This window comes from Brucella sp. JSBI001 (genome assembly GCF_026014005.1).
GTDB classification, from domain to species: domain Bacteria; phylum Pseudomonadota; class Alphaproteobacteria; order Rhizobiales; family Rhizobiaceae; genus Brucella; species Brucella anthropi.
The window spans coordinates 4,367,633-4,382,541 of the sequence record NZ_CP110339.1; the positions used below are offsets into that span (position 1 = coordinate 4,367,633).

The window sequence follows — 14,909 nt, forward strand, 5'->3', positions numbered from 1 at the left end:
AGCGTCAGACTTATTCCTTGGCTTCGAGGACCTGACGGCCGCGATACATACCGCTCTTCAGATCGATATGATGCGGACGACGAAGTTCGCCCGAGTTCTTGTCCTCGACATAAGTCGGGGCCTTGAGAGCGTCAGCCGAACGGCGCATGCCGCGCTTCGACGGAGACGTTTTTCGTTTTGGTACTGCCATGGATCCAGCTCCACTGATCGGTCAATAAACGTCCGGCACGGCCCCGAAGAGCCTGTCACATCGGACAAAATTCCGGAAAGTCACGTGCCTATACACGCTCTAACGGCATTTGACCAGCGGGAGTCTTATCTTTTTTTCGTATCATGCATTTATTGCACGCAAACCACATAGGGACCGGACCGTGCGGCGCGTCCGGCTACGATCCGGGCAATGCGCTGCATGTTGCGCGTCGGCTTGGCGGGGTTGCGCAAGGCCGGGTTTGGCAACGTGACGGCAAGCAGTGCGGATTGCTGCGCATTGAGTTTTGCTGCCGGGCGCTTGAAATGATGCTGGGCTGCGGCCTCGATTCCGTAAATGCCCGGTCCCCACTCGGCGATATTGAGATAGATTTCCATAATGCGCTTTTTGGACAGAATACCGTCGGCAGCCAGCGCCAGCGGAAATTCGAGCCCCTTGCGGACATAGGAGCGCCCATTCCACAGGAAGAGGTTCTTCACGGTTTGCATCGTGATCGTGGAAGCGCCGCGGCTCGGACCGCCCTCGCCCGTATCGTCCAGAACCAGCCCCAGCTGATGCCAGTCCACCCCGCCATGGCTGCAGAACTGGCCGTCCTCGGCCATCATTACCGAATTGACGAGAACCGGCGCGATATCGTCGATACTGACCCATCTACGGTCCACGCCCTGAAACAAAACATAGTCCTTGACCATCAGGGTCGAGATCGGGCGGACAAAGGGTACGGAATAGACGAAAAGCAGGAAAATCGGCAGCACGGCCAGAATCACCAGAATCTTGAGCGCGAGAGCAATCCGGGCACCCCAAACAGGATCCGCCAGATAATTGCGTCCATCTTTGCTCTTGATGATGATTTTTGCCACTGCCACCGCCTGCTACCTTCCCCCAAGCGACATAAACCATTCCTTAATAAGTTTGAACCGGATTCCATAATCCAACCGGGGAAACAAGTCGAAACACGCCGTTTCGTGACGTTCAAATGAAAAAGCCTGTGCTGATCGTTGTGGCCAGTTGACCAAATCAGCGCTTTCGTCCATCCCCTTTGACATGGAAAAGCTGTCGACCGATTTCACCGCCATTCTCAACCGTCGTGCCATGGAAGTAGAAATGGCACTGACGGGCCTTCTGGACCAGCGCCTCAAGACGGGAGAAATCGCCCGCCCCGAACGGCTGCTCGCCGCCATGCGGCACGGTGTCCTGAACGGTGGCAAGCGCCTCCGGCCTTTTCTCGTTGTCGAAAGTGCCGCTTTGTTCGGCAAAGGTGGCAACGCCGTTCTGCGTGTTGCTGCCGCGCTCGAATGCATTCACTGCTATTCGCTTGTCCATGACGATTTGCCAGCCATGGATGACGATGACCTGCGGCGCGGCCAGCCGACCGTGCACAAAGCATTTGATGAAGCTGCCGCCATTCTGGCCGGTGACGGCCTTCTGACCTATGCTTTCGACATCATCTCGTCGGATGAAACCGATCTCGATGCAGCAATTCGCCTGCAACTGGTTTCAGCGCTCGCCCGCGCATCCGGTCTCGGCGGCATGGTGGGCGGACAGGCTCTCGATCTGATGGCCGAAACCAGCAAGCCTGACGAAGCCGGCATCATCACGTTGCAGGCAATGAAGACTGGCGCATTGATCCGTTTCGCCTGCGAGGCCGGAGCCATCATCGCCAATGCATCCAGCGAAGACCGCGAGCGCATGGCCGAATTCGGCTCCGCTATTGGCCTTGCCTTCCAGCTGGCGGACGATCTTCTGGACGTGACCGCTGACGCCGAGGCGATGGGCAAGGCCACTGGTAAAGATGCCGCCGCCGGAAAGGCCACGCTGGTTTCACTCCACGGCATCGACTGGACCCGCAAGCAACTGTCCGGACTGGTTACCCAGGCGGAAAGCTTGCTGGCACCCTTTGGCAAGGACGCAGATATCCTGAAACAGGCCGCCCGCTTCATCGCCGAACGGCAGAGCTAGACCATGTCTCCCGCAAGCGGAAACCGATTTTGCTCAGGATAATGCGTAAAAACAACGATTTAAAGATCGTCTTCACGTACCTTGACGATAACCACATCGTCAGCGGAAAGCATGCGCCCGTCCTGAGAACGCACATCAAGCGCGGCCACGTCCTCGCCTGAAACGCTGTCGACAAGACGCGAATGAGTTTCACCCGGCGCAAAGAGATGCTTTTCTCCCCATTGCCTGAGCGACACGATGACAGGCAGCAGATCGCGCCCTTTTGCCGTCAGGCGATACTCCTGATGCGCGCCGCCATTAGGGTCTGGCACGGATTCCATGATTCTCTCTCCCGTCAGCTTGCGCAGACGTTCCGAGAGAATATTGCGGGCGATTCCGAGATTCTTCTGAAAGGCGCTGAAACGTGTCACGCCGTCGAAGGCTTCACGGACGATCAGCAGCGACCACCAGTCGCCGATCACATCAAGCGCGCGTGCACTCGGGCAATAATCGCCTTTCATGCTTTTCTTTCGAACCATGTTAACTCCACAGATTGCAATCTGGTTGCAATATAAAACCTTTTTAGCTACAAGCAAAATGGTTTCATTTTAAAACCGTTTTGCAGGAGTCCGTCATGCAACCTTCAACCCACGCGGCCGCAACGCTGTCCGCGAACCCTGATGCACGCCCTTTGCTTTCCTCGACTACCCTTTTTCTGTTTGCGGCTGCAAGCGGACTGGCGGTAGCCAATGTCTACTTTGCTCACCCGCTGCTCGATGTGATGGCTGACGACCTTGGCCTCAAACGCTCAACAGCAGGCCTCATCGTCGCCGCCAGCCAGCTCGGCTATGCAATCGGCTTGATCTTTCTCGTCCCGCTTGGCGACCTCTTCAACCGGCGAAAGCTGATCATCACGCATTTCCTTCTGTCGGTCCTGTCCCTGATCGCAATCGGCTTTGCGGCCAATGCCACCGTGCTTCTGGTCGCCATGGCCACTATGGGCCTGCTCGCCGTCGTCACACAGGCACTTGTCGCCTATGCGGCCAGCCTCGCAGCACCGGCGCGACGCGGCCATGTGGTTGGCATCGTAACCAGCGGCATCGTGCTCGGCATATTGCTGGCGCGCGCGATAGCTGGCGCCCTCACCGACATTGGCGGCTGGCGCAGCGTCTACTTCGTTTCCTCTATTCTCACGCTTTTGATCGCGCTCCTGCTGTGGCGCAGCCTGCCCGACCAGAAGCGGCGGCCGACCGGCGTCAGCTATCCGGCACTCATTCTGTCGCTTGTGACGCTGTTTCGCTCCGAGCCGGTACTGCGCATTCGCGCCATCATAGCCATGCTGATCTTCGCCAATATTACCACTTTGCTCGCACCACTGGTCATGCCGCTCAGCGCACCACCCTTCGAACTGAGCCATGCTGAGATCGGTCTGTTCGGACTGGCAGGTGCTGCCGGAGCGCTTGCCGCGTCGCGTGCTGGCGGTGTTGCCGACCGGGGTTATGCCCAGCGGATGACAGGCATCGCTTTGCTGCTGATGTTCGTGTCATGGGGTCTGATAGCCTTGCTGGAACATTCACTGCTCTGGCTAATCGCAGGTGTGCTGATTATCGACTTCGGCCTTCAGGCTGTCCACGTCACCAATCAGGCGATGATCTACCGTGTACGCCCAGACGCGCAGAACAGACTCACCGCCGCCTATATGGTTTTCTATTCCATCGGCAGCGCAAGCGGTTCGGCGGTTTCAACTTGGGTCTATGCTTATGCAGGCTGGAATGGCGTTTGCCTGCTTGGCGCAGGCATCAGCCTTGTCACGCTCATCTTCTGGGCAGCAACATTAAAGGCTACACCAGAGACCGCTACGCGCGCGGTCACCTGTACCGCTTAGTTCTGGCCAGCAGCGATTTTCTGATCAAGTCCGAAGCGGTTCTCGATGTAATCGGCAACCATTTTCTGGAAGTCCTCGGCAATAGCAGGACCGCGCAACGTCGTGACTTTCTTGCCATCGACAAAGACCGGTGCGGACGGCGTTTCGCCCGTGCCGGGAAGCGAGATGCCGATATCAGCGTGCTTCGATTCACCCGGCCCGTTGACAATGCAGCCCATCACGGCGACCGACAGCGCTTCCACGCCGGGATATTTCTCGCGCCAGACCGGCATGTTGCGGCGGATATCGTCCTGAATGGTCTGGGCCAGTTCCTGGAACACGGTCGACGTCGTGCGACCGCAACCGGGACACGCCGCAACGATCGGAATAAATTGCCGGAAACCCATGGTCTGCAGAAGCTCTTGTGACACCTGCACTTCACGGGTGCGGTCGCCGCCGGGTTCCGGGGTAAGCGAAATGCGGATTGTGTCGCCGATGCCCTGCTGCAACAGGATACCCATGGCCGCCGACGAGGCGACAATGCCCTTGGTGCCCATGCCGGCTTCAGTGAGGCCCAGATGCAGCGCATGATTGGAACGCTGCGCCAGCATCGTATAGACGGCAATCAGGTCCTGCACCTGACTGACCTTGGCCGACAGGATGATCTTGTCGCGGCCAAGACCGATCTCTTCGGCAAGATTGGCGGAAATCAGAGCCGACTGCACAATGGCCTCGCGCATGACTTCCTGCGCGCTCAATGGCGCGCCCGCATCCTGATTACGATCCATCAGCGTGGTCAGGAGTTCCTGATCGAGCGAACCCCAGTTCACGCCGATGCGCACCGGCTTGTCATAGCGGATCGCCATTTCGACGATATCGGCGAACTGCTTGTCCTTCTTGTCCTTGAAACCGACATTGCCCGGATTGATGCGATATTTTGCAAGTGCTTCCGCACAGGCCGGATGATCGGCCAGCAGCTTGTGACCAATATAATGGAAGTCACCGACCAGCGGCACATCATGCCCCAGACGTTCCAGCCGTTCGCGGATTTTAGGCACGGCAGCAGCCGATTCATCGCGATCCACCGTGATGCGCACGATTTCCGAACCGGCACGGTGAAGTGCAGCCACCTGCGCGACCGTAGAGTCCACATCCGCTGTGTCCGTGTTGGTCATTGACTGCACGACGACGGGCGCACTGCCGCCGACGATAACGCCACCGACACTGACGCCAACCGACTGGCGACGAGGAAATGGATGCGAAAAATAGCTGACGGCCTCGGAAGACATTTTGCTCTGTTCTTAACTGTACCTGTTCTCAGGTGGCGCAGCGCGACGCGAATGTCAACGCCCGCCTATATTGAGGCCCGCATATATCTGGGTCTGCGTATATCCGGCTCTCGCTTTATATAATCGCTTGCCGTTGCCTTGTCGCCCTCTCATTATGTCACCGGGAACAAGGAGGAAATCACGCATGAATGCTGCATCTGCCTGCAAGACCGCAATCGTCACCGGATCGAATTCCGGGATCGGCCTCGGTATAGCCCATGCGCTGGCGGCGGCAGGACACAACGTCGTGATCAACTCATTCACCGACCGTGAGGAGGATCATACCCTCGCACGCAAGCTCGGCGAGGAACATGGCGTCAGCGTGGTCTATATTGCGGCCGACATGTCGAAGGCCGACCAATGCCGCGCACTGATCGCAGAAACGGTAAAGCAATTCAGCAGTGTGGACATTCTCGTCAACAACGCCGGTATCCAGCATGTATCTCCCGTCGAGGAGTTTCCGGCCGAACAATGGGACCGCATCATCGCGATAAACCTGACATCGGCCTTTCACACCTCGGCTGCCGCGATCCCGCATATGCGCAAGACTGGCTGGGGCCGCATTATCAATATCGCTTCAGCCCACGGCCTCGTGGCATCGCCGTTCAAGTCGGCTTATGTTGCCGCCAAGCATGGCATTGTCGGCTTTACCAAAACACTGGCGCTGGAACTTGCAACCGCAAAGATCACGGCCAATTCCATCTGTCCCGGCTATGTGCTGACGCCGCTTGTCGAAGCGCAGATACCGGACCAGATGAAGGCCTACCACATGGACCGCGAAACCGTGATCCGCGAAGTGATGCTAGATAAGCAGCCGACGAAGGAATTCGTCACCACCGCACAGATCGGCGCCCTTGCCGCTTTCCTCGCAAGCGATGCGGCAGCGCAGATCAATGGCGCTGCCATTCCCGTCGACGGCGGGTGGACTGCCGAATAGCGCATCTCGAAAAGTGGAAACCGGTTTTCGGATAAGATGCGCGTCATTAAGAAAGTTCAGTGCTTATGATCCGCGTATCGGGCCAGACTTGAAAAGGCCAGCACGACCAGCAGCAAGACCGGAAGCGCCAGAAACACCACGCCAAAGCCGCTATGCTTGGCAACAAAACCGATCAGCGACGGCGCCACCAGCATGCCGGAATAACCAAGCGTCGTTGCGATGGACAGGCCGACACTCGGATTGACGCCCGGCATGTTACCAGCCATCGAGAAGGCGATCGGCACCATGTTGGAAATACCGATCCCGCAGATCGCGAAGCCGATAATCGCCGTTGCTGAGCTGTTTCCGAAACCGACGATCAGCATGCCGATGATTGCAATGATCGTGCAGGCACGAAGGGTTTTGACTGCACCGAACCGGTCGCGGACCAGATCGCCTGCAAAACGCATGATGGCCATTGAGCCCGAGAAAGCTGCGAAGCCGAAGCCTGCCACCGTGACGGAAGCACCCAGATCCTGGCGCATATGATAGGCGCCCCAATCGAGAATCGCCCCTTCCGGCACCATGGAAAACAGCGCCATGACACCGACAAGCCATGGCAGAGGATTACGCGGCAAGGTCAGCTTCTGCTTTTCGCCGCTTGGATGATGATGCTCCGTGTCCGGGATGATCGAAGGCCATGCGATAGCAATCAGGATTGCGGCGACAATTGTCGTCACCAGCGCATGAACGGTCGATCCGAATTGCGCGATAAGAAAGCCGCCTGTCGCAGCACCGATGAGGCCGCCGAGGCTCCAGAATGCATGGCAGGACGACATGATTGCCCGGCGCATTTTTTTCTCGACCGCAACCGCATTGGCATTCATCGACACATCCATCGCAGCCATGGTTCCGCCGAAATAGAACATCACGATCACAGCCGTGACCACATTCGGCACCAGTGCGATGATGAGCAGCGCCGGGATAAAGGCGAGTGCAAAAATGCGCACCACCATGCCCGAACCGCGATGCGCTGAAAGCGCACCTGCGACCGGCATCATGGCCAGAGAACCAAGGCCGAAGACGAGGATCATCAACCCCATGCCTGCACTATCAAGTCCGAGGCGTTCGGCAAATTCCGGAATTTTCGGGGCCCAGCCGCCGAAAATATAGCCGTTCATCAGAAAGAGTAGCGCAACGGCAATCCGCTCTCTGGTTACAATCGGCGCACGCGCAGGCGCCGCATCTTCGCGTCCGGAAACCTGTTCCATCTGTCCCTCAGTTGCGGTCCGCTGCCGCACGTAAAATCTTCATATCCGATGTCGCATAGGGCGCAAGCGCTGCTTCATCCGCATCATATTCGACAGCCATGACACCGACATCGTCCAAGGGAACGACATCATGGGCGGCAACCGTACCGAGCTTGTCGCTCGTAATGGCCAGTGCCACCACCCGGCTGCGTCCGGCTATAACTCGCTTGAATTCCGCATCGTCCAGATGCAGCGCCGTTACGCCGATTTCGGCGGCAATACCGCACGCGCCCAAAACGCAAAGATCAGGCCGCAGCAGTTCCGCATCACGCAAGGCGCGCGCCCCGACGGCGGCACTCACCCGCCGGTCGATGGGACCACCAATCATGATCAGCTCAATCTCCGGCGAGCCCATAAGAATTACAGCGATAGACGGCGTATTGGTGACGACGGTGATGGCTTCACCGCGTTCGACCAAAAGTCGCGCCAGAGCCGTATTCACCGAAGATGCATCGAGAAACACCGTCATGCCGGGTTCGACCAGTTCCGCCAGGACCGCAGCCAGGGCGGCCTTCGCTTGTGGTCGCTCGGAATCCCGTTCTGCGAGCGGAGAAGGCTCGGGCACGGCACGCAACGCGCCGCCATAGACACGCTTGCAGAGCCCTGCCGCCGCCATCTCGCGCAGATCGCGCCGGATCGTATCCTCGGACACGCCGAAACTTTCAGCCAGTTCAGCCGCCAGTACACGACCAGACTGCTGTAGCAGTTCCTGAATGCGCGCCTGTCTTTCGTGAAGCAGAAGCTCTGTCACCACCACCCTCCCATCATGCACAATCATGCATAAATCGGCATAAACATGCATACCAGATTTTGGGAACTCTGCAAGCGCAAACAAAACCGCACCGTTTTTACCGGCGCGGCATTGAACTTTGACCCGGGAAGACGCTTGTTGGCGTTATTCGGAATACACCACCAACAAATCCTTGGCATCGATCTGTTCGCCGGGACGCACCAGCACTTCCGCGATGGTGCCATCGCGTTCGGCATGGATGGCGGTTTCCATCTTCATCGCCTCTATGGAAAGCAGCACATCACCCTGCGTAACCGTCTGGCCGGTCGCCACGGCAACCGTTGATACGACACCTGGCATCGGTGCACCAACCTGCCTGTCGTTCCCGGCTTCCACCTTGCGACGCACACCGCCGGAAGCGCCTTTGGCACGGTTCGGCACCTTAATGCGGCGCGGCTGACCATTCAGCTCGAAAAACACCGTCACCATGCCCTTCTCATCGGTTTCGCTCATCGCCTGATTGACGATCACCAGCGTCTTGCCGCGTTCCAGATCGACGAAGACTTCTTCTTCCGGCTTCAAGCCGTAGAAATAGACCGGAGTCGGCAAAACACTTGTCGGGCCATAGGTTTCCTGCGCGGATGCATAGTCGGTGAAGACCTTCGGATACATCAGCGCCGAAGCGAATTCCTGATCGGAAATCTTGCGATCGACCGTCTCCTCGAACCCTTCACGCTCGGCGTTCAGATCGGCAGGTTCCAGCAGAGCGCCGGGACGCACGGTAAACGGCTCATCGCCCTTCAGAATCTTCTTCTGCAACGCCTTCGGCCATCCCGATGGCGGCTGACCAAGATCACCGCGCATCATCGACACTACGGAATCCGGGAAAGCAATATCCTTTGCCGGGTTTTCGACATCAGCGACGGTCAAGTCCTGACTGACCATCATCAACGCCATGTCGCCCACAACCTTGGAGGATGGCGTGACCTTGACGATATCGCCGAACATGCGGTTCACATCAGCATAGGCCTGCGCCACCTCATGCCAGCGGGTTTCAAGTCCCAGCGAACGGGCCTGCTCCTTCAGATTGGTGAACTGACCACCCGGCATTTCATGCAGATAAACTTCTGAAGCTGGTCCCTTGAGGTCGCTTTCGAAAGCCGCATACTGGTTGCGTACGGCTTCCCAATAGAAAGAGATGCGGCGGATCGAATCCGGATCAAGGCCCGGATCGCGCTCGGAACCGTGCAGTGCCTCGACAATGGAACCGAGGCAAGGCTGCGATGTGTTGCCGGAGAGCGCATCCATCGCCGCATCGACCACATCCACACCCGCATCGATCGCAGCAAGTACGGTCGCCGCCGAAATGCCCGACGTATCATGCGTATGGAAATGGATCGGCAGATCGGTTTCCTCGCGTAGCGCCTTGAACAGGGCGCGGGCCGCGGCAGGCTTCAAAAGCCCCGCCATATCCTTCACCGCAATGATATGCGCGCCAGCTTTTTCAACTTCCTTCGCCAGATTGACGTAATATTTGAGGTCATACTTGGCGCGTTCCGGATTGAGAATATCACCTGTGTAACAAATCGCTGCTTCGCAGAGCTTGTTTTCCTCCAGCACCGCATCCATCGATACGCGCATGTTTTCGACCCAGTTCAGACTGTCGAAAACGCGGAACAGATCGATGCCGCCGCGTGCTGCCTCGCGCACGAAATATTTTACGATATTATCAGGATAAGATTTGTAGCCGACGCCGTTTGCACCGCGCAAAAGCATCTGCAGAAGAAGGTTCGGCGCCGCTTCACGCACCAGCGCCAGACGCTCCCACGGGTCTTCGGTGAGGAAGCGCATCGAAACGTCGAAGGTCGCACCGCCCCAGCATTCCAGCGAAAACAGATTCGGCAGTGCCTGCGCATAGGAATTGGCGATGCGGGCAATGTCGTATGTGCGCATGCGCGTCGCCAGAAGCGACTGATGGCCGTCACGCATGGTCGTATCGGTAATCAGCGCACGCTTTTCGTTGCGCACCCATTCCGCGAACTTCTTCGGTCCAAGCTGGTCCAGACGTTGCTTGGTGCCATCAACGACCGGCTTATCACCGAACCACGGCACGCGCGGCTTGGCGGCATCCTTAGCCGGCTTTGCGCGCCCCTTGGTTTCTGGATGGCCATTGACCGTCACGTCGGCGATATAGGTCAGAAGTTTGGTGGCACGATCCTGCCGCTTGACCTGCTCGAACAGTTCCGGCGTCGTGTCGATGAAGCGCGTCGTGTAGTCGTTTGCCTGAAACTTCGGATGATTGATGATCGCTTCGAGGAAGGTGAGATTCGTCGCCACACCGCGGATACGGAATTCGCGCAAGGCGCGATCCATACGGCGGATGGCTTCCAGAGGCGTAGAGCCTGAAGCGGTCACCTTGACGAGCAGCGGATCGTAGTAGCGGGTGATGAACGCACCCGAATAGGCCGTGCCGCCATCGAGACGAATGCCAAAACCCGATGCCGAACGATAGGCCTGAATGCGACCGTAATCAGGAATGAAGTTCTGTTCCGGGTCTTCCGTGGTGATACGACACTGGAGCGCATGGCCATTAAGGCGAATGTCCTCCTGACGCGGCACACCCGATTCCGGCGTGCCGATGGCAAAGCCTTCGAGAATATGAATCTGCGCCTTGACGATATCGATGCCGGTAACCTGTTCGGTAACCGTGTGCTCGACCTGAATACGCGGATTGACCTCGATGAAATAGAACTTGCCCGTATCGGCATCCATCAGGAATTCGACTGTACCGGCGCCAATATAATCGGTGGCATGGGCAATCTTCAGGCCATAGCTTGCCAGTTCCTGACGCTGCGCATCATCGAGATAAGGTGCCGGCGCCCGCTCCACCACCTTCTGGTTACGGCGCTGGATCGAGCAGTCACGCTCGAAAAGATGAACCGCATTGCCATGGGTATCGCCCAATATCTGCACTTCGACATGGCGCGCGCGTTCAATCAGCTTTTCGAGATAGACCTCATCCTTGCCAAATGCAGCCTTGGCCTCGCGCTTGGCTTCCGTGACTTCGCGGGCAAGATCGGCTTCGGCGCGGATGGCGCGCATGCCGCGACCGCCACCGCCCCAGCTTGCCTTCAACATCAGCGGATAGCCGATTTCTGCCGCCAGCTTCTTTACTTCTTCTATATCGTCCGGCAGCGGATCGGTGGCAGGCACCACCGGCACGCCGATTTCAATGGCGAGATTGCGGGCCGCAACCTTGTTGCCGAGGCGGCGCATGGTCTCAGGCTTTGGGCCGATGAAGATGATGCCGTTTTCTGCGCAGGCTTCGGCGAATTCCGGGCTTTCGGACAAAAGGCCATAGCCGGGGTGGATCGCATCGGCGCCCGAAACCTTGGCGACGCGGATAATCTCATCGATAGAAAGATAGCTTTCAATCGGACCAAGATCTCGATCCAGATGCGGACCGCGACCGACCTGATAACTTTCATCGGCTTTGAAGCGATGCAGGGAAAGTTTGTCTTCCTCAGCCCATATGGCCACCGTTTTGAGCCCCAGCTCATTGGCGGCGCGGAATACGCGGATTGCGATTTCAGATCGGTTGGCGACCAGAATTTTCCGGATAGGCTTTTGGGCGAAAGACAAGGCAGATCTCCCTAACTGCAATGACAAAGGCGCCATTGCTTAACCTGCAATAGACACAAGCGCAAACAAACTGTGCAACAGGGAGATAAAAACAAAATGCCCGACTAAATGCCGGGCAGATTGATGAATTTTGTAGCACTTTATGCTAATATATCAGGCACAAGAGCGGTTCCTATTATGAAGCAATCATCAGAACCGCTCTAAGCATCTGTGTTCTCGCATTATCCAACGCAAAACCGCTTCGCACTTTTGCTGGAAATGCTCCATTACTTCTGGAAGTAATTATACTTGCCGTCTTCACCCTTGCGCCATTCGAACATGACGTAAGGCGAAAGGCTCGGATCGCCCTTGGCGTCGAACGAGATGTCGCCAAGCACCGTTTTGAACGGACCCTTTTCCTTCATCGCAGTTGCAACTTCCTGCGGGTCGTTGCTTGCGGCAGCATTGGCGGCATTGACCAGCGACTGCACACCGGCATAGGCATAGAAGGTATAGGCTTCAGGCTCGAAACCCTTGTCACGGAAAGCCTTGATGAGTTCCGCATTCGACTTGTCGTCGCGCGGATCGGGACCGAAAGTGTTCATGACACCACCAACAGCATCACCGGCAATCGAGGCAAGTTCGTTGGACACGATGCCATCGCCCGAAATGAACTGTGCCTTGAGGCCCTGATCATCCATCTGGCGGATGAGCAGACCCGCTTCCGGATGCATGCCGCCCCAGTAAACAGCAGTAATGCCAGCAGCCTTCATCTTGGAGATGAGCGCGGAGAAGTCCTTGTCGCCCTGGTTTACACCTTCGTAGAGCGTTTCCTTCATGCCGTTGTCGTTGAGCGACTTCTTGGTTTCGTCGGCAAGGCCCTGACCGTAAGGGGTCTTGTCGTGAAGGACTGCGACTTTGCCGTCCTTGTAATTGTCGGCGATATATTTGCCGGCAACGATGCCCTGCTGGTCATCGCGACGGCAGGTGCGGAACGTGTTCCAAAGTTCGCGCTCGGTGAAGGTCGGGTTGGTGGTGCCGGGCGCGATCATCAGCACGCCGTTTTCAGCATAGATGTCCGACGTCGGAATGCTGACGCCGGAATTGAAGTGACCGATAACGAACTGAACACCATCACCCACAAACTTGTTTGCAACCGAAATGCCCTGCTTCGGATCGGCAGCGTCGTCGCCATAGACGATGGTGATCTGCTCGCCGTTCATGCCGCCCTTGGCATTGGCTTCTGCGACAGCCGCTTCGACACCGCGCTTGATCTGCTCGCCGAAAGCTGCCTGGCTGCCGGTCAACGGTGCGCCGACGCCGAGCTGGATGTCGGCAAAGGACACGCCACCCATCGCAACCAGTGCCGAAAGGCAGACGCCGCAGAATAAGGATTTCTTCATTTCAGTTGCTCCCACTAAGCGCATCCCGAAAGGTATGAAACGATTTTCGAGACACACGTCAAAATAGTCATTCAGAGCGGCAGTCTGACAGGATCAGATGACCGCCATTTTTTGCAGGCATGAACAGCAACACCAGAGGCGTTGCATAAACCTGATATTCGAATGGGAGACTGCATCAGCGCCAGAAACGCAATTCGGGCTTGAAACTGCCCGCGCTGAAACTGGTCCTCCCACCAGAACGCGAGACTGGATATAGAGATTCGCCCTATATTCAGTCGTCAAGCTAGATACAATCACGTTCAATACCGAAGTAAAGTAATGATTTAGTCTATATCTTGCTTTTCCGCATGACTTTATGCGGACCGACGCCATAGAAACGAAAATGCCCGGCTTGAAGCCGGGCATTTCCATTCATCGGGAAAGAATGTAAGCGAAACTTACTGCTGAATGTAAGTATATTTCCCGTCAGCGCCCTTTTCCCACTTGTACATGACATAGCCTGGAAGCTTCGGATCGCCCTTTTCGTCATAGGACAGGTCGCCAAGCACGGTCTTGAACGGACCCTTTTCCTTAAGCGCCTTGGCAACTTCCTGCGGGTCGTTACTTCCGGCAGCCTTCGCAGCCCCAGCCAGAGACTGAACGGCAGCGTAAGAGTAAAGCGTGTAGGCTTCCGGTTCGAAGCCAGCATCGCGGAACTTCTTCACCAGATCGGCATTGTTCGGGTTATTGCGCGGGTCCGGGCCGAACGTATTCAGCGTACCGGCAACCGCATCGCCTGCGATGGAGGCCAGCTCGTTGGAAACGATACCGTCGCCAGAGATGAACTGGACTTTCAGCCCCTGATCGGCAAGCTGACGGATAATCAGACCGGCTTCAGCGTGCAGACCACCCCAATAAAGGACCGTAACGCCCTGCTGCTTCAGCTTGGCGATCAGAGCCGAGAAATCCTTCTCGCCAACATTCACGCCTTCATAGACGGCTTCCTTGACGCCAAGCTCGTTGAGCTTCTTCTTGGTTTCATCGGCAAGGCCCTGACCATAAGGGGTCTTGTCGTGAATGACGGCAATTTTCCCGTCTTTGAAATTGTCGAAAATATACTGACCGGCCACGATGCCCTGCTGATCGTCGCGACCGCAGGTACGGAACGTGTTCCAGAGCTGGCGCTCTGTATAGACCGGGTTGGTCGCAGCAGGCGAGATTTCGAGAATGCCGTTTTCGGCATAAACGTCCGAAGCCGGGATCGAAACGCCCGAATTGAAGTGACCGATAACGTATTTCACGCCATCAGCTGCGAACTTGTTGGCAACCGAGATACCCTGCTTCGGATCCGATACGTCATCGCCGAGAGTGATCGCGATTTTTTCGCCGTTGATGCCGCCCGCATCGTTGATTTCCTTGATGGCCGCTTCCGCGCCCTTCTGGATCTGCGCACCGTAAACGGCATTTGGGCCCGTCAGCGGCGCACCAATACCGACAAGAACATCAGCCCAAGCCGAGCCCCCGAAAGCCATAACTGCTGCAAGAGCAACGCCTGAGAAAAGTGACTTCTTCATTGTTGAAACTCCCCATCATTGTATTTACCCCGAAACGA

At 57.0% G+C, this 14,909-nt stretch carries 12 protein-coding genes; 3 read left to right on the plus strand and 9 right to left on the minus strand.

What is annotated here, in order from left to right; genetic code table 11:
* Window positions 1-10: 10 nt before the first annotated feature.
* Window positions 11-190 (minus strand): 50S ribosomal protein L32, encoded by a 180-nt coding sequence (rpmF, locus tag LJ361_RS20955; RefSeq protein WP_006467787.1) that lies wholly within the window; start codon window positions 188-190, stop codon window positions 11-13.
* A gap of 149 nt (window positions 191-339) precedes the next feature.
* On the minus strand, window positions 340-1,068 hold the full coding sequence (mtgA, locus tag LJ361_RS20960; protein WP_029376280.1) for a monofunctional biosynthetic peptidoglycan transglycosylase: 729 nt from the start codon (window positions 1,066-1,068) through the stop codon (window positions 340-342).
* Window positions 1,069-1,252: 184 nt separating this feature from the next.
* On the opposite strand from mtgA, the gene LJ361_RS20965 reads away from it, so the two are divergent.
* Window positions 1,253-2,167 (plus strand): polyprenyl synthetase family protein, encoded by a 915-nt coding sequence (locus tag LJ361_RS20965; RefSeq protein ID WP_010661444.1) that lies wholly within the window; start codon window positions 1,253-1,255, stop codon window positions 2,165-2,167.
* Window positions 2,168-2,226: 59 nt separating this feature from the next.
* Here LJ361_RS20965 and LJ361_RS20970 read toward each other — a convergent pair whose 3' ends face one another.
* Window positions 2,227-2,685, minus strand: coding sequence for a winged helix-turn-helix transcriptional regulator (locus LJ361_RS20970; RefSeq protein ID WP_029376281.1), 459 nt, complete (start codon window positions 2,683-2,685; stop codon window positions 2,227-2,229).
* A 95-nt stretch (window positions 2,686-2,780) separates the two neighbouring features.
* Here LJ361_RS20970 and LJ361_RS20975 point away from each other — a divergent pair, with 95 nt between their 5' ends.
* On the plus strand, window positions 2,781-4,031 hold the full coding sequence (locus LJ361_RS20975) for an MFS transporter (protein WP_264812266.1): 1,251 nt from the start codon (window positions 2,781-2,783) through the stop codon (window positions 4,029-4,031).
* On the opposite strand, the gene ispG is transcribed toward LJ361_RS20975, so the two are convergent.
* Window positions 4,028-5,299 carry a flavodoxin-dependent (E)-4-hydroxy-3-methylbut-2-enyl-diphosphate synthase gene (ispG, locus tag LJ361_RS20980; RefSeq protein ID WP_010661447.1) on the minus strand — a complete coding sequence of 424 codons (1,272 nt, stop codon included), beginning with the start codon at window positions 5,297-5,299 and terminating at the stop codon, window positions 4,028-4,030. The genes LJ361_RS20975 and ispG overlap by 4 nt on opposite strands.
* Window positions 5,300-5,483: 184 nt before the next feature.
* Here ispG and LJ361_RS20985 point away from each other — a divergent pair, with 184 nt between their 5' ends.
* Window positions 5,484-6,275 carry a 3-hydroxybutyrate dehydrogenase gene (locus LJ361_RS20985; protein WP_010661448.1) on the plus strand — a complete coding sequence of 264 codons (792 nt, stop codon included), beginning with the start codon at window positions 5,484-5,486 and terminating at the stop codon, window positions 6,273-6,275.
* A gap of 56 nt (window positions 6,276-6,331) precedes the next feature.
* Here LJ361_RS20985 and LJ361_RS20990 read toward each other — a convergent pair whose 3' ends face one another.
* From LJ361_RS20990 to LJ361_RS21010, 5 genes are all read right to left on the minus strand, one after another.
* Entirely contained in the window at window positions 6,332-7,525 is a 1,194-nt protein-coding gene (locus tag LJ361_RS20990; protein WP_010661449.1) for an MFS transporter, read from the minus strand.
* 7 nt (window positions 7,526-7,532) lie between these two features.
* Complete coding sequence (locus LJ361_RS20995) at window positions 7,533-8,366, minus strand: DeoR family transcriptional regulator (RefSeq protein ID WP_010661450.1); 834 nt, start codon at window positions 8,364-8,366, stop codon at window positions 7,533-7,535.
* Window positions 8,367-8,459: 93 nt separating this feature from the next.
* Window positions 8,460-11,936 (minus strand): pyruvate carboxylase, encoded by a 3,477-nt coding sequence (gene pyc / locus LJ361_RS21000; RefSeq protein ID WP_010661451.1) that lies wholly within the window; start codon window positions 11,934-11,936, stop codon window positions 8,460-8,462.
* Window positions 11,937-12,202: 266 nt separating this feature from the next.
* Complete coding sequence (locus LJ361_RS21005; RefSeq protein ID WP_010661452.1) at window positions 12,203-13,318, minus strand: branched-chain amino acid ABC transporter substrate-binding protein; 1,116 nt, start codon at window positions 13,316-13,318, stop codon at window positions 12,203-12,205.
* Between the two features lie 437 nt (window positions 13,319-13,755).
* A complete protein-coding gene (locus tag LJ361_RS21010; RefSeq protein WP_010661453.1) occupies window positions 13,756-14,871 on the minus strand; it encodes a branched-chain amino acid ABC transporter substrate-binding protein in 1,116 nt (371 codons plus the stop codon).
* Window positions 14,872-14,909: the final 38 nt, after the last annotated feature.